This window comes from Galbibacter sp. BG1 (assembly GCF_013391805.1).
GTDB lineage: Bacteria > Bacteroidota > Bacteroidia > Flavobacteriales > Flavobacteriaceae > Galbibacter.
Genome location: NZ_CP058364.1, coordinates 1,774,404 through 1,793,529, shown reverse-complemented (window position 1 = coordinate 1,793,529; position 19,126 = coordinate 1,774,404). Strand labels below are relative to the sequence as shown.

The window sequence follows — 19,126 nt, the reverse complement described above, 5'->3', positions numbered from 1 at the left end:
TGTAAGTAATTGATTATCAATAAAATAATCCTTCATCAAAGTTTCATCAAACGTTCATCAAAATTAGATTCCATTAAAAATGATGAAGATCAGCAAAACAGTTTGATGAATGATGAAAAAATGATGAAGTGTGAAGTACCAGTAAATATAGGGGTTAAGAAGGATTCTTCATCATTTTATCAAAATTTTTCAGAAAACCATGCAGCCCATGAAAAAAGAGAGAACCAACAAACTATCGTGTGAAAAAGCCCGTAGTGTTTGCACCGTGCAGGCACTCGCAAAACTAGGGCATTTCCCCACCCGACAAACGGAGAAAGAAGCTTGGTTTCTGAGCCCCTTCCGGTCAGAAACACAAGCCTCTTTCAAGGTATCCCTGACACTGAACCGATGGTACGACCATGGTGCCGGTATAGGCGGCAATGTGATCGACCTGGTCTGCCTGATAAAACAATGTCCGGTAAAAAAGGCCTTGATGTTTTTGGGCAATGAAACTTTGTTTTTTTCTTTTCAGCAGCGGCCCAGTTCAAAAAAGGGACCAGGTATAGAGGTTATGGATGTAAGGCCCATCACGCACCCTGCCCTGATCGGTTATTTAAGGTCACGGAAAATTAAACCTGCAGTGGCAAGGTTATATGCCGAAGAAGTACATTTCAGGTTGAAAGGCAAAAACTATTTTGCCATCGGACTTAAAAATATATCCAGTGGTTATGAGCTCAGGAACAAATTCTTTAAAGGCAGTGTTTCTCCTAAGGATATAACTTTTGTAAAGAATCAATGCACTAACCTGGTTGTGTGCGAAGGTATGTTCGACCTGCTCACACTTGCAAGTCATTGCCGCAACCTTTCCAAAGGAGCAGATATACTTGTCCTAAACTCCGTGGCGTTTGTAAAAAAGGTTCCCGGTTATTTGAAAGACTATGAACATGTGGAACTTTATTTGGATCGGGACAGTGCGGGTAAAAAGGCTACGGAATTTTTACTGGCTTCCCATTCAAAAGCCGTGGATAGGTCGGTATTGTATTCGGGTTTTAAGGATATAAACGCATGGTGGACGGGAAAACCGGATGGGTAATTGCGCAGCAATTTCAAGATGTGTTTTTGTTGCCACAAAAACCATCTTGCTTTGCTCCCGGAGGTCGCAAAGGGTGCTGGGCACCTTTGGCACCAAAAATAGAAACACTTCCTAATTCTAACAATTGAACCATGGCAAAAGCCAGAGTCAACATAAAATCCACTTTCGTCAAATTCCGGTGTACCCGGTTTGAAAAAAGACTGTTGCAGGTCAAGGCAAAAAGGGCCAACCTCAGTTTGAGTTCCTATTGCCGCATGGCGGCCATGGATGATAAGATCATTGAACGGTTTACCGAGGAGCAGATCGAGGTCTATAAGGCCCTTGTTCAGTACCACCACCATTTTAAGCGCATTGGGAACATGTTCAAAAAAAGGGACCCCAAGCTGACCGAAGAAGTGTACCTACTTGCTGACGAAATCAAGGACCACTTACAAAACTTTAAAAAATGATAGGGAAAGGAATGGCCATAGCGCACACGAGGGCTTCCATGCAGTATGGGATGGACCAGGAAAAGGATGCAGAAATTGTCTATAGGGCACACTTGGCCGGGGAAACCCCATCGGAAGTGACCAAGGAGTTCAAGATCGTACAGGATACCAATGCCCGTTGCCAGAAGAACACCCTGAGTTTTGTACTGAGCCCTACCGTGGAAGATGGCAAGAAACTAAACGCAAAACAATTGGGGGAGCTCACCGGTAGGTTCGTAAAACAGATGAAACTGCAGGAGCACCAAGCGATGGCTTTTGTGCACCGGGATAAAACCCACCTCCATATCCATTTGTACGTGAACCGCATTGGGTTTGATGGAAAGGCGTACAATGACAGTTATATCGGAAAGCAAAGTCAACTGGCCGCTGAAAAAGTGGCCAAGGAAATGCAGTTGACAACGGCAAGGGAGGTGCAACGGGAAAAACAACAGTCCCTGTTATATACCCGTGCGGTCATCAAAGAGCACCATCAAAGGGCACTGTTGGAAAAGCCGGGGACAATCGACAGGTACATCAAACTGATGGAAAAGAACGGAGTGAAAGTGATCTCCGTAATCAATAAATCCAATCAACTGCAGGGGTTCCGGTTTGCCCATGGGCCGCAGTACTTAAAAGGGAGTGCGGTGCACAGGGATATGTCCGCCAGTAAAATATTGCAGGCCATTGCCCAGAACAGGGAAAATGGGCCCAGACTATCCAAGGAAAGCACCCTTAAAATAATGAGCCAAGCGGTAACCCTACATCCCAACCTGGCGGCTTCCCTGGCCAAAAAGGTAGTGAAACATGTGATTAAAAAAGCGATCGATACGGGGATCGGGATCGGTTATTAAATTGGATACGATATGGCAAAATTGGAAGAAATAACAGCGTTGCTGACAGAAGAGATAGAAGGGTTTAATACATCGGTGACCAAATTGGAAAAACTTTCCAAGAACCTCAAGGAAGTTAAGGTAAAAGCAGACGCCTCACGTATCGAGTACCTTTTGGAAACCCATCTAAAAAGGCTGGAGCGGTTTGAAGCAACACAGGAAAAGAATACCAAGGAACTGCTCAACAGTCTTAACAGGTCACGTTTGTTCCCGAAATGGTCGGTAGCGATTGGGTCATTCTTCGTGGTACTGCTATTGGTACTGGGTTTTACCACACTTAGCTATCGCCATAAAAATAGGGAACTCAAATACAATGTTATACGACTGGAAAATCACTATCTAGATTTTTTAAAAGAACATCCTAAAATAGAAGAACAATATCTGAATTGGGCGAACCCGAAAGAAAACCAAGCCAAATAGTATTAGTTATGGTAAGATTTGGGGGCTATTCCTCCTTTTCAAAAGAAGATTTAGGATTTTTTTTTAAAAGCCTGTAAGATTCATCCAAAAACTCTCCTTCTTCAAAAGGCAAAAGATGGTTTGCAAGTTCTAAAGTCCGACGGATATCCATACCATGATCCTTAATCCTTGGAGGTGAAAAGGTATCCCCCTGTGCCGCTAGTATACTCACATTGATCAATGCCTCAATGGTAATGAACAAATCGGTATAGCCTTCAAACTCCAAAAAAGAGGGTTTATATTTTCCTTTCCGAATATTGGAAGGTTGTAATGTGTTCAATTTATCATTGGCCAATGCTTGTAATTCGCTGATTTGTTTCTTTTTCATGGTGCTCAATTTTCAATTATACATAAGCTTTTCTATTTGTCCTTTTACTTTTGATCCTTACCCCTTTTTATCCCCAACCCCTCTTCCCTATAATAAAGATTGAGGTGATCCATAAGGGCTTCCTCCCCCTTTGGCATTAAACGGTTGGCAATGGCAAGCAAATGGCGGACATAGTATTTTTCATTTCTTTCGGAGATAGTATCCAGACTCAATTCAGGGTCAATGGTCCTCATAGCTAGGTGCACCAATGCACGGACAGTAAGCAATAGTTCTGCATGGTCTTCTACATAAAACAGGCTCACTTCAAATTTATCCTCATAAAAAGAATGTGGCCTTAAAGTGGGATGATGATCCTTTGCATGTTGTTTTAAATTGTTGATCAGTTTTTTTTCGTTTGGGTTCATCACTTTAGGTTTTAGATTGATCCTTTTTATCATTATTAACTTCTGAGAGCATTTCTAAAATTTTATCATAGCACACCATTTCACTTTTGGGCAACATAGTGAGTATTAATTCCAGAACAATGCAGACAGTAGCATTTCGGTCTTTTGTATTGGCGTCTGTATATTGGCTAAAAAGAGAGGATGTAAAATAGGTACCTTCCCCATCCAAGGTGAATGCACATACTTTGATCAGGGATTCAATTTTCAGCATCAGTTCATAATAATTGCACATGCGGATTTCGGCTTTTTGCAAGGGTTCGCCATCCCAAAACTGGTCGGTTTTTCCCAACCTCCCTTTTGTATTTGCTACAAGCTCTTTAAGCTCTTGCAGGGTTTTCAACGGTTTCCTTTTCTTTGTTTTCATAAGGCATAATATATTCTTCGATAATTTCTTCCAAACACTCTAACTCCTCAAATGGCAGCAATTGTAAAATATGCTCCAGGGCAGTTTGGATGTTGACATGGGGCTGAGGGATTAACCTTCCATAACTGCTATCGGCGTGTTCCAGAGCTATAATGTACACCTTCATAATTCCGGCTATATCATAAAGGATATCAGCAAGGCCGCCGACTTTAAAGTTCGCTTTGTAGTAGAATTTTTTGGAACCCGGTTTTATCTCGTATAGTTTTCTTTTTGCAAGGTCCCGTATCTTATCCCTGATTTCTTGGTAATCCACCAAAGGCGCTATTGGAGTTTTTATGCTTGGTTCCAATTTTGGTTCCTGGGTTTCAGAAAGTTTATCTCTGCAGACTTTCATTTTAAGTTTAAACATCGTCTCCACATGGGCATATGCTTCATTTGCTTTTTCAAGTATCTTTTGTATTTGTTCTTCATTAATGTGATAGTTGTTATGATAACGTGTGGCTATATACGCCTCATCCAACAGTCTCAATAGATTCTGTTCCTCTTCTATTTCTGTATTGAAAAGATTGCCAAGTCCCGGTACAAAGGCTTTTAAATAGTTTTGCAGTTCTTTTATACTATGGCTTTTGCGTTCCTTGCCCATGACAAACTGCCCAGTGTAGCGGAACCAGAGTTCTATATATTGATGGAGCATAAAAGCCGCCTGGGGAAGATTCCCTTTTTCAATAAAGAAAATAGCACCTTCCAGGAACGCGTTTATTTTATTGTGTTCTTTTTTAAAAACACTTTCAATCCTGTTAAAAGTATTCACATCTATGGCTCTATCGATAAGCTGATTTTCAACATTGGGACTAATATAGATCAAGTTTGCAGGGCTACACCCATAAATAAAGAATAGGTTCTCTTCAGCTAATTGTTGCCGGGCATATTCAAAAGGGAATATCCGGTAGAGAAAGTCCGTTTTCTCTTGGAAAATTTTAGCGACCATTGAGGACAACTCTTGGGTCAATGAAGAGCAATTGCCTTTGAGAATGATAATGAATAAAAACTCGGTAAAATCTTTTGTTTCATATATAAATTCTACATCTAATATTGACGTTAGTTTACCAATAACATGTCGATCTTGAAGATTATTTAAATTTTGCATAATAATTCGTCATTAGATTTACTGTTTATTTCTATAGAAAATCTAAACAAACCTATTAATAATCTATCAAAAATCAAAATAAAAATATAGAAATTCTAAAGAAATATTAATCTTTAATACATTTATATGTGAAAAATCTAAATAAAATGACCCCTTTAGGCATATATCTTATAAAGAAGTCTGTAAATAGAGCTATGGTATCTAAGAGAACAGGAATAAGTCAAGCGAGGCTATCACAACTAAGCTTAAATGAATCGACAAAGCTAAGAGCAGATGAGTTATATTTGATAGCCTTAGCTATTGATGTTGACCCTGGCGATTTATTAAAGGAAGTTTGTAAAAATTTGAAATTGCCGCAGTCCTAAAATAAAAGAGCTGCCATGCAAAAATGAAAACTTTACAAATTCGAGAAATTTAATAACCCAAATCTAAATCTTTGAAAATGAACAAAGAACTTAAAGAACTCTATCTATACGGGTATAAAGTTTTTGGGGACAAAACTAAGTTTCATTTATGGTTAGAATCCAAATCTTCAGATTTAAACGGTCAAACACCAGCGTCATTTCTCATAAAACCTTACGGAATTGCAATTTTAATTGGAGTTTTGAAAAAGAAAGAAAAAAATAATCAGGATATCTTTTAATTACTATTTGTTTTAGATAAAAAGATGATTTTTCCTCTTTTTATAAATTGAAATTATAAAGAATTACTTTTTTCATCCCAGACCTGAGAATTCTAAAATAAGAACAACATGATAAGCTCGATTTCTTTTATAAAAATCTAGCATACTTAAGGCTTTAACAAAAAAATGCCCCGAAGATAGTCGAGGCGCTAAATGTTTTCACAACGGAATAATCCTTATTGTGAATTGCTTTCAGACTTCGAATATACAAAACTTTCTATAAAGCATATTACGGATTTCCATAATTAACATAAACTATTTTCTTGTATATTTAGTATCCTAAACACTACTATTATGAAAAAAGTTCTTGGATTGGATTTAGGCACCAACAGTATTGGCTGGGCTTTGGTTAAACAAGATTTTAATAAAAAAGAAGGCTCAATAGATGGTTTAGGAGTTCGTATAATCCCTATGAGCGCAGATATTCTGGGAAAATTTGATGCAGGGCTATCCCATTCTCAAACTGCTGAAAGAACGGGCTACAGAGGAGTAAGACGTTTGTATCAAAGAAAAAATTTAAGAAGGGAACGCCTACATAGAGTATTAAATATACTAGATTTTTTACCACCCCACTATGCTAGAGGCATTGATTTTGAAAAGCGTCTAGGGCAATTTAAATCGGGAAAAGAAATAAAGCTAAACTATAAACTCAATAGCGCTAACAAATATGAATTTATTTTTAAAGAGTCTTATAAAGAAATGCTTGAAGAGTTTAAAAAAGAGCATCCTAATTTATTTTATGAAAAGAAAAATGGTATAGAAACAAAAATCCCATATGATTGGGCACTATATTACTTACGCAAAAAAGCACTTTCACAACCTATCTCAAAACAAGAATTAGCATGGGTAATTTTAAACTTTAACCAAAAGCGAGGTTATTATCAATTGCGAGGTGAAGAAACCGACGAAGATAAAGACAAACAATTTGTTCAGCTAAAAGTAAAAGAAATTATTGACTCAGGTGAAAATATAAAAGGAAAAACACTATTTGATGTATTTTTTGAAAACGGTTGGAAATATGACAAACAAATTATAAAAACGGAAGAATGGATTAATAGAACCAAAGAGTTTATCGTAACTACAAAAGCGTTAAAAAGCGGGGAAATAAAAAGAACTTATAAAGCTATTGATTCTGAGAAAGATTGGATTGCTATTAAAGCAAAAACCGAGCAAGATATTGAGGAATCAAATAAAACAGTTGGAACTTATATTTATGAGACCTTATTGAAAAATCCAACTCAAAAAATTAGAGGCAAACTCGTAAAAACAATTGAAAGAAAATTTTATAAAGAAGAATTTAGAAAGATATTATCTAAACAGATAGAACTACAACCTGATTTTTTTACCAGTGAACTTTATAAAAGTTGTATTGAAGAGTTATACCCTAGAAATGAAGCGCATCAAAACATTATAAAAAACAAAGGGTTTGAATATTTATTCACAGAAGATATTATCTTTTATCAGCGCCCGTTGAGAAGTCAAAAGTCGAATATTTCTGATTGCCAGTTTGAATATCGGAGTTATAAAAAGGAGAATGAAAAAGGTATAATACAGGTTATTAAGAAGCCTGTAAAAGCAATTCCAAAAAGTCATCCTTTATTTCAAGAATTTAGAATATGGCAATGGTTACAAAACTTACGTATTTACAATGAAGAACAGATTGAAAACGGAAAAATGCAAGATGTTACTTCTCATTTTTTAAAAACAGAAAAAGACTGGGAAGCTCTGTTTAACTTTTTAAATACTAAGCAAACAATTGAGCAAAAACACATTATAGATTACTTCATCAAACAAAAATCAATAGATAAAAAGGACAAAACTAAGTATAGATGGAATTATGAGACAGATAAACCATATCCACTTGCTGAAACCAAAGTTCAATTTATTAACCGATTGAAACGAGTTGAAGATATAAATTCTCCAGAACTATTTTTAACCGAAAAAACCTTAGTTGGTAAAAATCAAACAGGAAAATTAATAAGTAGGGAAGAACAATTATGGCATATTATCTATTCGGTCTCAGATCTTAATGAGTATAAATCTGCCTTAAAGAAGTTTGCAAACAAACATGATGTAGACGAAGAATCATTTCTAGCCAATTTTATCAAGTTCCCACCTTTTAAAAGCGATTATGGCAGCTATTCTAAAAAAGCATTAAGTAAATTATTGCCTTTAATGCGTAGAGGGAAATATTGGAATGAAAATGACATTTCAGAGAATATCAAACAGCGTGTTACTGATATAATGGCACGTGTTAATGCACTGAATTTAAAAGAAGATTATAAGGATAGAGAACTAGCATTAACCCTAGCAAATGTTAGTGATGATGATGTTAACAAACAGCTTATAAAAAGTTTTGTTCCGTTAAAAAACAAAAATCCTCTAAGTGGTTTAAACACTTATCAAGCGACTTATTTGGTTTATGGCAAGCATTCTGAAGTAAGTGATATTCAACATTGGAGAACTCCAAAAGACATCGACACCTATATAAAAAAATTTAAACAGCATTCATTACGAAACCCTATTGTTGAACAAGTAGTTACTGAAACCCTTCGTGTTGTAATAGATATTTGGAAACATTATGGAGATGGCGAACCTGACTTCTTTAACGAAATTCATGTAGAGTTAGGTCGAGAAATGAAAAACCCAGCTGATAAACGAAAAAAAATAGCAGATAGAAATATCGAAAACGAAAACACCAATCATCGTATAAGAGAAGTTCTAAAAGATTTAATGAATGATTCTTCAATTAAAGGTGAGATTCGTGATTATTCTCCCAGTCACCAAGATTTATTAAAAATATACGAAGATGGTATCTATCAAAACCCAAAAGCAGATTATACAAAAGTAAGTGAAGATGAAGTAGCAAAAATTAGACGTAGTAACAGTCCAACTCAAAAAGAAGTACAGCGTTATCGTTTGTGGCTAGAACAAGGCTATATTTCACCATATACAGGAAAACCTATTCCGTTGTCAAAATTATTTACTCATGAATATCAAATAGAGCATATTATTCCACAATCTCGGTATTTTGACAATTCACTAAGTAATAAAATTATCTGTGAAAGTGCAATTAATGAAGACAAGGACAACAAAACTGCTTACGAATACCTTAAAGAGAAAAGAGGATCAGTAATTCATGGGCACAAACTACTTTCATTAGAAGAATATGAAGCCCATGTAAATCAATATTTCAAAACTAATAAAGCAAAACTAATCAATCTTTTAAGTGAAGATATCCCAGAAGGATTTATAAATAGGCAATTAAATGATAGTCGGTATATCAGCAAGTTAATTAAAGGATTATTGAGTAATATTGTACGAAAAGAAGGCGAGCAAGAAGCAACGTCTAAAAATTTGATTCCTGTTACAGGTTCAATAACGACAAAACTTAAAAATGATTGGGGACTTAATGATAAATGGAACGAACTCATTTTACCTCGCTTCGAAAGGTTAAACCAGTTAACTCAAACAAATGATTTCACCACAACTAACACGAATGGAAAAATAATTCCAACCGTTCCCAATGAATTAATAAAAGGGTTTAATAAAAAACGAATAGATCATCGTCATCATGCCTTAGATGCCCTAGTGGTTGCTTGTTGCACACGCAGTCACATTCAGTATTTGAGTGCCTTAAATGCTGAAAATAAAAACTACGCCTTACGTGATAAATTATTGATTAAAAATGATCAAAATCATTACACCAAAATCTTTCAAATGCCATGGGAAAACCTCCCAACTGAAGCCAAAGTACAGCTTGAAACTATTGTGGTAAGTTTTAAGCAAAATTTACGCGTAATTAATAAAGCCAATAACAAGTTTTGGTCATATAAAGATGAAAAGGGTAACCTAAATATCGGTAAAGACGGTAAACCAAAGAAGAAGCTGCGCAAACAAACCGCTGGCGATAATTGGGCGATAAGAAAGTCTTTACACAAGGAAACAATCTCGGGGTTGTATAATCTCAAAACTCCAAAAGGTAAAATCGCAACTGCGGTTAGAAGTTCGCTATCTGGAATAAAAAACGAGAAGCATTTGGCTAAAATAACCGATAAACAAATAAGAGATGTCATCCTTTCAAATCATTTAAAGAATTATAAAGACGAAAAGGGAAAAATAAACTTTGAAGCCGCTTTTAATGAAGAAGGAATAGAGGATTTAAATAAGGCCATAATCTACTTAAACAATTGTAAAAAACATCAACCTATTCGTAAGGTAAAATTTTTTGAAATAGGAAGTAAATTTCAAGTTGGTGAAATAGGAAATAAAAACACTAAATATGTTGAAGCTGCAAAAGGGACTAATCTCTTTTTTGCCATTTATTGGGATGAGAAAAAGCAAAAACGAAACTATGAGACCATTCCCTTGAATGAAGTCATTGCACATCAAAAACAAGTAGCACATTTACCAAAAAACCAACGGACTGCCATACAACCTAATCCAGAAAAAGGTGAATTTTTATTTACTCTATCTCCAAATGATTTGGTATATATCCCAACAGAAGAAGAGCTAAATAATCCAACTTTAATCGATTTTAAAAATTTAACCTTGGATCAAGCCAATCGAATTTATAAAATGGTAAGCAGCACGGGGACTGAGTGTCATTTTACTAAAATGAATATTGCTTCGTTAATAAAAAACTATGATTCAAAAAGCAAAATAGGTGAACTTGGTAGTTTAAACAAATTAGAAATTACTACAGAAATTACGAATCCAATTAGAATAAAAGAGGTTTGTTATAAACTCAAAATTGATCGATTAGGAAATATTTCAAAGGTACAAAAATGATTAAACGCACCCTATTTTTCGGCAATCCTGCTTATTTAAGTACCCGTAACGAGCAATTGGTAGTCAATTTTCCTGATGCCGATAAAAAGGAAGCGACCATTCCTATTGAGGATTTGGGGTATGTAGTGCTCGAAAATCCGCAAATAACCGTTACCAATGGCTTGTTGATGAAACTAGCACAAAACAAAACAGCAGTGATTACCTGCGACCAACAGCACCTCCCCTGCTCTTTTTTACAACCGCTTGTAGGACATAGCGAACAAACCGAACGTTTCCGCCATCAAATTAATGCCAGTGTTCCCCTTAAAAAACAATTATGGCAACAAACGGTAACCGCTAAAATAGAAAACCAAGCCAACCATTTATTACTGGTCTCGAAAAATGCCCTTAAATTGAAGCGATGGGCAAAAGAAGTTAAGAGCGGGGACATAGGAAACTTAGAAGCCGTAGCAGCAGCACATTATTTTCAAAGCTTGTTTGCTGATATAGATGGATTTAGCCGAAACCAAAAAGGCATCCCTCCCAACAATTTACTGAATTATGGCTATGCTATTTTAAGGGCTGTAGCTGCCCGCGCATTGGTAAGCAGTGGGCTATTGCCTTCGGTAGGGATTTTCCACTCCAACAAATACAATGCCTTTTGCTTGGCAGACGATGTTATGGAACCTTACCGACCTTTTGTGGACAGCCTGGTATATGAAATTGTGGAAACCGGTTGTAATTTAGAAGTGCTTACAACCAATATCAAAACAGAATTGTTGGTAATTCCTGCTATGGATGTGGTTATCGACGGAAAACAGAGCCCGCTAATGGTGGCCATGAGCCGAACTACCAATAGTTTATACGAATGTTTTTACGGGGGCAGTAGAAAAATTCTGTATCCTGAATTTGGATAATACGAATCGAGCTGACCTAGACTCTGTCTGGGCGACAAAGACAGGATCGACCTGATAGCAATAAAGCATTCTATGAACTTATAAAGGTGAAATTTAAACCTATCTGACTGAAAATTTGAAGGAATGGATGATAACAGATTTTCACGATTAAATCAATACAGAAGCATGTGGGTACTGGTATTTTTTGACTTGCCAACAGAAACCATCACCGAACGGAAAGTAGCCTCGCGTTTTCGCAAGAATTTGCTGAACGATGGTTTTGCCATGTTCCAGTTCAGTATCTATATGCGTTTTTGTGCCAGTAGGGAAAATGCGGCTGTACATATAAAACGTACCAAAAATGCCCTGCCCAAGAAGGGAAAAGTATGTATTATGCAAATAACCGACAAACAATTTGGCATGATGGAACTTTTTCACGGTCAAAAAGAAATAGAACCCGAACCTCCTAACCAACAATTGGAACTTTTTTAAATTAAAAAACTGGTTCCTAGCTTATTACGCTCTCTATTTTTTAGCTTTGTTTTTTAATTCTGGCCAAACACATAAAAAACAGGATACCAGCCATTTACGGAAAGTATCCTGTGAATCCTCTATAAAATTACAGAACTGAAAGCAATTCACAACACTCCAGGACACAAGTAGATAACACTTTTCCTGTGAATCCTCTATAAAATTACAGAACTGAAAGCAATTCACAACTGTATGCGATGGATACTTCGGAAAGAAAACCTGTGAATCCTCTATAAAATTACAGAACTGAAAGCAATTCACAACTAATATGCTCCAACAGTAAGGCCATCGTATCCTGTGAATCCTCTATAAAATTACAGAACTGAAAGCAATTCACAACAACAAAATCAACAAAATAACCTTTCTTCGCCTGTGAATCCTCTATAAAATTACAGAACTGAAAGCAATTCACAACACTCTTTTCTTGTAACTAATTCAGTATTTTCCTGTGAATCCTCTATAAAATTACAGAACTGAAAGCAATTCACAACAGCACACAAACAAGCATACAGGGTAATTTACCTGTGAATCCTCTATAAAATTACAGAACTGAAAGCAATTCACAACAGTGATTTGCCTAAGGAGGAGCAGTACTGGCCTGTGAATCCTCTATAAAATTACAGAACTGAAAGCAATTCACAACCTGGTAGATTTTCAACTTTTATACTGCCTACCTGTGAATCCTCTATAAAATTACAGAACTGAAAGCAATTCACAACTGGTATAATATTTTATAATAGTCTTCATCTCCTGTGAATCCTCTATAAAATTACAGAACTGAAAGCAATTCACAACGGAATGTTCCAAATTTGTATAGGTTGGCTCCCTGTGAATCCTCTATAAAATTACAGAACTGAAAGCAATTCACAACTCATAATGTCTTGTGTATGTTTTAATTATGCCTGTGAATCCTCTATAAAATTACAGAACTGAAAGCAATTCACAACTTTTACTATCAACTCCTTTTGATAGCTGATCCTGTGAATCCTCTATAAAATTACAGAACTGAAAGCAATTCACAACAATAGTGTCCAGCTTGAAAATCTTTATGCCCCTGTGAATCCTCTATAAAATTACAGAACTGAAAGCAATTCACAACGGAATGTTCCAAATTTGTATAGGTTGGCTCCCTGTGAATCCTCTATAAAATTACAGAACTGAAAGCAATTCACAACTCATAATGTCTTGTGTATGTTTTAATTATGCCTGTGAATCCTCTATAAAATTACAGAACTGAAAGCAATTCACAACTTTTACTATCAACTCCTTTTGATAGCTGATCCTGTGAATCCTCTATAAAATTACAGAACTGAAAGCAATTCACAACAATAGTGTCCAGCTTGAAAATCTTTATGCCCCTGTGAATCCTCTATAAAATTACAGAACTGAAAGCAATTCACAACTGGTAGACTCTTGTAAAGAATGTAATTCCCCTGTGAATCCTCTATAAAATTACAGAACTGAAAGCAATTCACAACCAAGTTCGGAAGCTACATTTCCGCCATGACCCTGTGAATCCTCTATAAAATTACAGAACTGAAAGCAATTCACAACAGTACATAGCATATTAAGACTATCGTTTCTCCTGTGAATCCTCTATAAAATTACAGAACTGAAAGCAATTCACAACATAATCCTCGAAATACTTTGTTGATGGTATCCTGTGAATCCTCTATAAAATTACAGAACTGAAAGCAATTCACAACAGAATGTGGGGGATAGAAATCCAGACCGGACCTGTGAATCCTCTATAAAATTACAGAACTGAAAGCAATTCACAACCAGTTATTAAGCATTACTTAACAACTCGATCCTGTGAATCCTCTATAAAATTACAGAACTGAAAGCAATTCACAACGATAAAGGTAACACGTACTTTGTCGTCGTTCCTGTGAATCCTCTATAAAATTACAGAACTGAAAGCAATTCACAACCCAAACGGTTACGCTCCCTTACCAACCAAACCTGTGAATCCTCTATAAAATTACAGAACTGAAAGCAATTCACAACATAATAATTGCAGGTAACGGTGATGTTGTACCTGTGAATCCTCTATAAAATTACAGAACTGAAAGCAATTCACAACGTCAAGTTCTTGCTTTAGTATTAATTTCTTCCTGTGAATCCTCTATAAAATTACAGAACTGAAAGCAATTCACAACTAAACAGAAAACCAGATTTACCTTCGAGATCCTGTGAATCCTCTATAAAATTACAGAACTGAAAGCAATTCACAACGAACGAGATAAAAACGTGAATAAGCAGAAACCTGTGAATCCTCTATAAAATTACAGAACTGAAAGCAATTCACAACAATGAAGGGCGTTCAGTTCCAAAGGAAATACCTGTGAATCCTCTATAAAATTACAGAACTGAAAGCAATTCACAACGACTTAGTATTGTTTTGTTTACTAAGTTCACCTGTGAATCCTCTATAAAATTACAGAACTGAAAGCAATTCACAACTGGTTCCTGTTCCATCATCATTCATTTCAGCCTGTGAATCCTCTATAAAATTACAGAACTGAAAGCAATTCACAACAGTTCAACTATACATTGTGAAGTAGAACGGCCTGTGAATCCTCTATAAAATTACAGAACTGAAAGCAATTCACAACTAAAAACACAGCCTGCGCAATTAGGCGTAACCTGTGAATCCTCTATAAAATTACAGAACTGAAAGCAATTCACAACGAGCATGAGCTAAGGGAATCTTTCTTTTATCCTGTGAATCCTCTATAAAATTACAGAACTGAAAGCAATTCACAACTAAAAACACAGCCTGCGCAATTAGGCGTAACCTGTGAATCCTCTATAAAATTACAGAACTGAAAGCAATTCACAACTAAAGTAACGTTATCTGTTTTTGTAGTTAACCTGTGAATCCTCTATAAAATTACAGAACTGAAAGCAATTCACAACACATATCTTAAATCTTTCGTTATGCTTACTCCTGTGAATCCTCTATAAAATTACAGAACTGAAAGCAATTCGCAACTCTCCAAATTTGCAAATAATAAATATAGCTGCAAATCCTAACTAAAAGTAAACCTTTAAAAACAAGTAAATGACAGCACTCCCACCCAAATTCTAGGGAGTGCAAAGTTAAAAAATAGTTAAAATAGTTAATTCGGGCGCACTCCAAAAAACATGGTTTGAAAGCCACATTAGAATTGAACTTTTAAATATACTCGAACTACCACCTCGAGTACTTTTAGCCTCTGCAAAATATAAGTTTTGCAGAGGTTTTTTTATTAGTTTTGAGTTAATCCCCAGTTAACTTACTGTCCCACCAAGTAGGATTTGGACTATAATCTTTTGATAATAACTCCAAACGCTCTTTCTCCAATCTAGGCATCAACTTTTCCTTTCTATTTTTATGGATTTCTTTGGCGAGTTCTTCATCAAATTGAGGTTCTTTAGTCGGCATATTGGCATTAACGCTTTCTAGATAAGACATAAGCTCTTTCTCCAAATCCTGTACTCGGTCTTTTTCATCAGCAGCTATGTTATTTTGTTCTGCAGGATCTTGTATTAGATTATAAAGTTCGTTACTCCCATCTTCGTAATAATGAATTAACTTATAATCTCCTTTTCTGATTATGGAGCTCGGCTCTCCCCCTTGGTTCCCATAGTGTGGATAGTGCCAGAACAACGGTCTTTCGTTCACGTTCCCTTTTTCAAAAAGCGGCTTTAGGCTAATACCATCCTGTGTTTGGTTCGGTAATGCTTCCAATCCGGCAAAATCAATTAATGTTGGGTAGAAATCGGCACCCGTTACTGGAACATCTACTGTTTTTGGGGCGTCTTTTACATAAGGAACTTTAATAAAATAAGGCTCGCGAATACCACCTCCCCACTGATATCCTTTTCCTCCTCTTAATGGAAGATTGGAAGTAGAAAAGGAATCACCAGAAGCTACTCCTCCGTTATCGGAAGTAAACACAACAATAGTATTCTCGTCTAGTCCCAATTCTTTCAACTTCTGAAGAACTACACCAACAGCATCATCCATTTGTTCAATAAGACCAGCATACACAGGGTTATCCTGCTCGGTACGGATTGGCAGCACACGTTCCATTTTAAAACCATTATCTTTTATTCCTTGGATTTCAGCCTTGTCGCGATATTTATTCCATCTCTCTTCTGAAGTTTGTATGGGGCCATGAACGGCATAAAAAGACAGCATTACAAAGAACGGCTTATCTTTATTTCCTTCTATAAATTTACTGGTCTCTTTAGCCAATCTCATGGAAAGGTTTTCACCCGGTGTTTCATTGGGTAGCTTAGGATTGTTCCATGGAGAAAAGTATCCCCCTTTAGGACTCCCTACTTCCCATCCTCCTTTATTTACATCGAAACCGTTATTCTCTGGATTCGCAGGCTCATCTCCCAAATGCCATTTTCCAGCAAAAAAGGTGGTGTATCCACCGGTTATTAGAGCTTCAGGAGGCGTCACATCCTTCTCTGGAAGAGCGTGAACGTATTCGGCAGGAAGCAGTTTATTATTTCTTTTGTGCTTTCTCCAGTTCTCTCCAGAGGCGGCACCAATCCAATCGGTAATTCCATGTCTTGCTGTAGATTTTCCAAGCATAATACTCGCCCTTGACGGACTACAAACCCTACTGGAAGCATACCCTTGGGTAAAAACGGTTCCCTCATTGGCTATTCTATCAATATTTGGTGTTTCGTAATAATTACTCCCTGCTACACTTAGATCGTGAATCCCCAAATCGTCGGCAAGTATGAGGACAATGTTCGGTCTTTCGGGATTTTTCAGAAATGAATTGGACTTTTTAATATTACATCCCAAGAAAAAAGAAGTAAATAACAAAAGGACTGATAGCTTATTTATGGCTATTGAAAAGAAAATCTTCATAAAATCTAATTAAAAATATAAAATTAATTAAAAAGATGATAATCCGATTCTTTATTCCCAAAAGCACTTCAAGCAACTACTTTTATAACATTTTTCTCCTCAGTAGTTATCTCGGCTTCTTCTTATCAACTATTCAACCGTTTAGGTTCGTCTTTCTTTTTAATTATTTGATAGGCCAGAACCAAAAGTTGAATTCCAACAAAAATAATTTTATATTTTCTCTTTCTAAAAATAGCTGATGCAATTCCAAATATTGTTGACTGTTTCATATTTTCAATTTTAATTATTTTTTATTTTTTAAAGAAAAAGAATCCCTCAATTGATTCTTACCCACATTATCACATCTACAAATTATTAAAGATTTTCCATTGTAGATTGCTTTATCCACCCAAAAATTGACTGATATAATCGCTTAAATCAATTATAAAAACAAATAACACAAGCACCTACTATAGATTTTTCCTTTAGTAATATCAAAAGCATAATTTATAACTATTTGACTTTAAAGACTATATTTACGATATTTGTAGTGCAAATAGACATTATGGCATTTATAAAGATTAGAAGAAAAACAAAATTAGAAAAAAGGTATAGTAAAAAAATGGGTAGTATTAATGTAAGAGTTACTTACATTAAAAAGCATTTATTGGGTTTACCTATGAAGACTATTCACAAATATAGAGAGACTTATTATGGTAAAATTAAGGATTGTGAAGATTGTAATTTAACCGCTTAAAATATTTATTTGATATATTTTAATAAAGAAGCCGCGTTTTAAAACGCGGCTTCTTTATTATATTAATTGTCATCAGACATATCGTCGATTTCATCTTCAACTTCTTCGGCACCTTCCTCGATATCGTCCCCTACGTCTTCAGCAGCCTCTTCTACTTGTTCAGCAGGTGTATCTTTCTTTTCTTTACAACTTGTCGTGAATGCCCCTAATGTAAACACCAAGGCCATTGTTAAGAATATCTTTTTCATCTTGTTTAAATTTAATGGTTAAAGTGTTATTTATCTTTTGGCAATTCTACTTATTAATGTAATTAAAAATAAAACTACAAAAATGAAAAATAGAATTTTAGCTATCCCTGCAGAAGCTCCGGCAATTCCACCGAATCCAAATACTGCAGCTATTATAGCAATTATTAAAAAAATGATTGTCCAACGTAACATATGTTTTAAGATTTTTTGGTTATAACCCTAAGATACATATTAAAAACATTGAATCTTAACAATTTAAACAAATTTAACTAGAATTGTTAATTCGCTGTTAACCCATCACGAAAATTAGCTTCGAATCAAGAATTCCTTAAGCCGAGGTTACCTCTGCTTCCCTATGTATCTTCTTAACCAAACCTTGGAGCACTTTACCAGGACCAACTTCGGTGAAAAGAATAGCGCCATCTTTAACCATATTTTGTACACTTTGTGTCCATTTTACAGGTGCCGTTAACTGTGCCATTAAATTCTTCTTAATCTCATCTGGACTTGTAACAGCGGTAGTGGTTACATTTTGATAAATAGGACAAACAGGCTTATTGAATGAAGTCTGTTCTATAGCGGCAGCCAATTCTTCTCTTGCCGGTTCCATTAGCGGGGAATGGAACGCACCCCCTACCGGCAATACCAATGCTCTCTTAGCTCCTCTTTCTTTAAGCGTTTCGCAGGCCTTATTAATAGCTTCCACTTCTCCAGAAATAACCAACTGCCCTGGGCAATTGTAATTTGCCGCCACAACGATTCCTTCTGTCTCCTCACAAACCTGCTCCACCACAGCATCTTCCAAACCTAAAACTGCGGCCATGGTACTTGGAGTAATCTCGCAGGCCTTCTGCATAGCCAAAGCTCTTCTGGAAACCAATTGGAGACCGTCTTCGAAACTTAAGGTTTCGTTTGCTACCAATGCAGAAAGCTCTCCCAAAGAATGTCCTGCTACCATATCTGGATTGAAACTACCACCCAACACCTTGCTTAAAATAACCGAATGTAAAAACACCGCTGGTTGTGTAACTTTGGTTTGTTTTAAATCTTCGGCCGTTCCTTTAAACATAATGTCGGTAATGGAAAAGCCTAAAATATCGTTCGCTTCTTCAAATAACTTTTTGGCAAGGTCCGATTTTTCGTATAAATCCAAACCCATTCCTACAAATTGTGCTCCCTGTCCAGGAAAAATATATGCATTCATAACTAAATGT

General features: G+C 36.0%; 19 protein-coding genes and 1 CRISPR repeat array. Of the genes, 11 read left to right on the top strand and 8 right to left on the bottom strand.

Features of this window, described 5'->3' with window-relative positions; translation table 11 throughout:
• Positions 1-9: 9 nt before the first annotated feature.
• From HX109_RS07930 to HX109_RS07910, 5 genes are all read left to right on the top strand, one after another.
• The gene (locus HX109_RS07930; RefSeq protein WP_178950897.1) at positions 10-243 is read left to right on the top strand and encodes a hypothetical protein; all 234 of its coding nucleotides are present in this window, start codon (positions 10-12) and stop codon (positions 241-243) included.
• A complete protein-coding gene (locus tag HX109_RS07925) occupies positions 209-1,072 on the top strand; it encodes a toprim domain-containing protein (RefSeq protein ID WP_178950895.1) in 864 nt (287 codons plus the stop codon). The genes HX109_RS07930 and HX109_RS07925 overlap by 35 nt, the downstream gene beginning before the upstream one ends.
• A 131-nt stretch (positions 1,073-1,203) precedes the next feature.
• The gene (gene mbpA / locus HX109_RS07920; protein ID WP_178950893.1) at positions 1,204-1,521 is read left to right on the top strand and encodes a mobilization protein MbpA; all 318 of its coding nucleotides are present in this window, start codon (positions 1,204-1,206) and stop codon (positions 1,519-1,521) included.
• Positions 1,518-2,390 (top strand): relaxase/mobilization nuclease domain-containing protein, encoded by an 873-nt coding sequence (locus HX109_RS07915; protein WP_255462835.1) that lies wholly within the window; start codon positions 1,518-1,520, stop codon positions 2,388-2,390. Before mbpA ends, HX109_RS07915 begins: the two co-directional genes overlap by 4 nt.
• Before the next feature lie 12 nt (positions 2,391-2,402).
• The gene (locus HX109_RS07910) at positions 2,403-2,849 is read left to right on the top strand and encodes a DUF6730 family protein (RefSeq protein ID WP_178950891.1); all 447 of its coding nucleotides are present in this window, start codon (positions 2,403-2,405) and stop codon (positions 2,847-2,849) included.
• A gap of 25 nt (positions 2,850-2,874) precedes the next feature.
• Here the strand turns inward: HX109_RS07910 and HX109_RS07905 are convergent, their stop codons facing one another.
• Genes HX109_RS07905 through HX109_RS07890 form a run of 4 tightly spaced genes read right to left on the bottom strand, consistent with a single transcriptional unit; the run spans position 2,875 to position 5,170 of the window.
• Positions 2,875-3,216: a hypothetical protein gene (locus HX109_RS07905; protein WP_178950889.1), complete on the bottom strand. Its 342-nt coding sequence runs from the start codon at positions 3,214-3,216 to the stop codon at positions 2,875-2,877.
• 44 nt (positions 3,217-3,260) lie between these two features.
• Positions 3,261-3,620 (bottom strand): hypothetical protein, encoded by a 360-nt coding sequence (locus HX109_RS07900; RefSeq protein ID WP_178950887.1) that lies wholly within the window; start codon positions 3,618-3,620, stop codon positions 3,261-3,263.
• Between the two features lie 4 nt (positions 3,621-3,624).
• Complete coding sequence (locus HX109_RS07895; protein WP_178950885.1) at positions 3,625-4,023, bottom strand: hypothetical protein; 399 nt, start codon at positions 4,021-4,023, stop codon at positions 3,625-3,627.
• On the bottom strand, positions 3,977-5,170 hold the full coding sequence (locus tag HX109_RS07890) for a HEPN domain-containing protein (RefSeq protein ID WP_178950883.1): 1,194 nt from the start codon (positions 5,168-5,170) through the stop codon (positions 3,977-3,979). Before HX109_RS07890 ends, HX109_RS07895 begins: the two co-directional genes overlap by 47 nt.
• A gap of 128 nt (positions 5,171-5,298) precedes the next feature.
• Here HX109_RS07890 and HX109_RS07885 point away from each other — a divergent pair, with 128 nt between their 5' ends.
• The 5 genes from HX109_RS07885 (at position 5,299) to cas2 (ending at position 12,010) form a co-directional block, all read left to right on the top strand.
• Positions 5,299-5,535, top strand: a complete 237-nt coding sequence (locus HX109_RS07885; protein ID WP_255462834.1) for a helix-turn-helix domain-containing protein — start codon at positions 5,299-5,301, stop codon at positions 5,533-5,535.
• 77 nt (positions 5,536-5,612) lie between these two features.
• Positions 5,613-5,813 (top strand): antitoxin Xre/MbcA/ParS toxin-binding domain-containing protein, encoded by a 201-nt coding sequence (locus tag HX109_RS07880; protein WP_178950881.1) that lies wholly within the window; start codon positions 5,613-5,615, stop codon positions 5,811-5,813.
• A 333-nt stretch (positions 5,814-6,146) separates the two neighbouring features.
• Positions 6,147-10,643: a type II CRISPR RNA-guided endonuclease Cas9 gene (gene cas9 / locus HX109_RS07875; RefSeq protein WP_178950879.1), complete on the top strand. Its 4,497-nt coding sequence runs from the start codon at positions 6,147-6,149 to the stop codon at positions 10,641-10,643.
• Complete coding sequence (gene cas1, locus HX109_RS07870) at positions 10,640-11,539, top strand: type II CRISPR-associated endonuclease Cas1 (RefSeq protein WP_178950877.1); 900 nt, start codon at positions 10,640-10,642, stop codon at positions 11,537-11,539. Before cas9 ends, cas1 begins: the two co-directional genes overlap by 4 nt.
• A 123-nt stretch (positions 11,540-11,662) precedes the next feature.
• The gene (cas2, locus tag HX109_RS07865; protein ID WP_178950875.1) at positions 11,663-12,010 is read left to right on the top strand and encodes a CRISPR-associated endonuclease Cas2; all 348 of its coding nucleotides are present in this window, start codon (positions 11,663-11,665) and stop codon (positions 12,008-12,010) included.
• 107 nt (positions 12,011-12,117) lie between these two features.
• Positions 12,118-15,047: direct repeats of the CRISPR family, unit length 46 nt; unit sequence CCTGTGAATCCTCTATAAAATTACAGAACTGAAAGCAATTCACAAC.
• A 267-nt stretch (positions 15,048-15,314) separates the two neighbouring features.
• Here cas2 and HX109_RS07860 read toward each other — a convergent pair.
• Entirely contained in the window at positions 15,315-16,928 is a 1,614-nt protein-coding gene (locus HX109_RS07860; RefSeq protein WP_220399483.1) for a sulfatase, read from the bottom strand.
• Positions 16,929-17,472: 544 nt separating this feature from the next.
• On the opposite strand from HX109_RS07860, the gene HX109_RS16315 reads away from it, so the two are divergent.
• The gene (locus tag HX109_RS16315; RefSeq protein ID WP_255462831.1) at positions 17,473-17,664 is read left to right on the top strand and encodes a hypothetical protein; all 192 of its coding nucleotides are present in this window, start codon (positions 17,473-17,475) and stop codon (positions 17,662-17,664) included.
• Between the two features lie 62 nt (positions 17,665-17,726).
• Here HX109_RS16315 and HX109_RS07855 read toward each other — a convergent pair whose 3' ends face one another.
• The 3 genes from HX109_RS07855 to fabD form a co-directional block, all read right to left on the bottom strand.
• Complete coding sequence (locus HX109_RS07855) at positions 17,727-17,912, bottom strand: hypothetical protein (RefSeq protein ID WP_178950873.1); 186 nt, start codon at positions 17,910-17,912, stop codon at positions 17,727-17,729.
• A gap of 30 nt (positions 17,913-17,942) precedes the next feature.
• Positions 17,943-18,104, bottom strand: a complete 162-nt coding sequence (locus HX109_RS07850; RefSeq protein WP_178950871.1) for a DUF1328 domain-containing protein — start codon at positions 18,102-18,104, stop codon at positions 17,943-17,945.
• A gap of 136 nt (positions 18,105-18,240) precedes the next feature.
• Positions 18,241-19,116, bottom strand: coding sequence for an ACP S-malonyltransferase (fabD, locus tag HX109_RS07845; protein WP_178950869.1), 876 nt, complete (start codon positions 19,114-19,116; stop codon positions 18,241-18,243).
• Positions 19,117-19,126 lie beyond the last annotated feature (10 nt).

Excerpts from the sequence above, each read along its gene's own strand:
- cas9 (WP_178950879.1), top strand. The coding sequence starts at position 6,147 with ATGAAAAAAGTTCTTGGATTGGATTTAGGCACCAACAGTATTGGCTGG.
- HX109_RS07910 (WP_178950891.1), top strand. The coding sequence starts at position 2,403 with ATGGCAAAATTGGAAGAAATAACAGCGTTGCTGACAGAAGAGATAGAA.
- HX109_RS07880 (WP_178950881.1), top strand. The coding sequence starts at position 5,613 with ATGAACAAAGAACTTAAAGAACTCTATCTATACGGGTATAAAGTTTTT.
- HX109_RS07895 (WP_178950885.1), bottom strand. The coding sequence starts at position 4,023 with ATGAAAACAAAGAAAAGGAAACCGTTGAAAACCCTGCAAGAGCTTAAA.
- HX109_RS07855 (WP_178950873.1), bottom strand. The coding sequence starts at position 17,912 with ATGAAAAAGATATTCTTAACAATGGCCTTGGTGTTTACATTAGGGGCA.
- HX109_RS16315 (WP_255462831.1), top strand. The coding sequence starts at position 17,473 with ATGGCATTTATAAAGATTAGAAGAAAAACAAAATTAGAAAAAAGGTAT.
- HX109_RS07905 (WP_178950889.1), bottom strand. The coding sequence starts at position 3,216 with ATGAAAAAGAAACAAATCAGCGAATTACAAGCATTGGCCAATGATAAA.
- HX109_RS07860 (WP_220399483.1), bottom strand. The coding sequence starts at position 16,928 with ATGAAGATTTTCTTTTCAATAGCCATAAATAAGCTATCAGTCCTTTTG.
- HX109_RS07890 (WP_178950883.1), bottom strand. The coding sequence starts at position 5,170 with ATGCAAAATTTAAATAATCTTCAAGATCGACATGTTATTGGTAAACTA.
- HX109_RS07915 (WP_255462835.1), top strand. The coding sequence starts at position 1,518 with ATGATAGGGAAAGGAATGGCCATAGCGCACACGAGGGCTTCCATGCAG.
- mbpA (WP_178950893.1), top strand. The coding sequence starts at position 1,204 with ATGGCAAAAGCCAGAGTCAACATAAAATCCACTTTCGTCAAATTCCGG.
- fabD (WP_178950869.1), bottom strand. The coding sequence starts at position 19,116 with ATGAATGCATATATTTTTCCTGGACAGGGAGCACAATTTGTAGGAATG.
- cas2 (WP_178950875.1), top strand. The coding sequence starts at position 11,663 with ATGGATGATAACAGATTTTCACGATTAAATCAATACAGAAGCATGTGG.
- HX109_RS07925 (WP_178950895.1), top strand. The coding sequence starts at position 209 with ATGAAAAAAGAGAGAACCAACAAACTATCGTGTGAAAAAGCCCGTAGT.
- HX109_RS07900 (WP_178950887.1), bottom strand. The coding sequence starts at position 3,620 with ATGAACCCAAACGAAAAAAAACTGATCAACAATTTAAAACAACATGCA.
- cas1 (WP_178950877.1), top strand. The coding sequence starts at position 10,640 with ATGATTAAACGCACCCTATTTTTCGGCAATCCTGCTTATTTAAGTACC.
- HX109_RS07850 (WP_178950871.1), bottom strand. The coding sequence starts at position 18,104 with ATGTTACGTTGGACAATCATTTTTTTAATAATTGCTATAATAGCTGCA.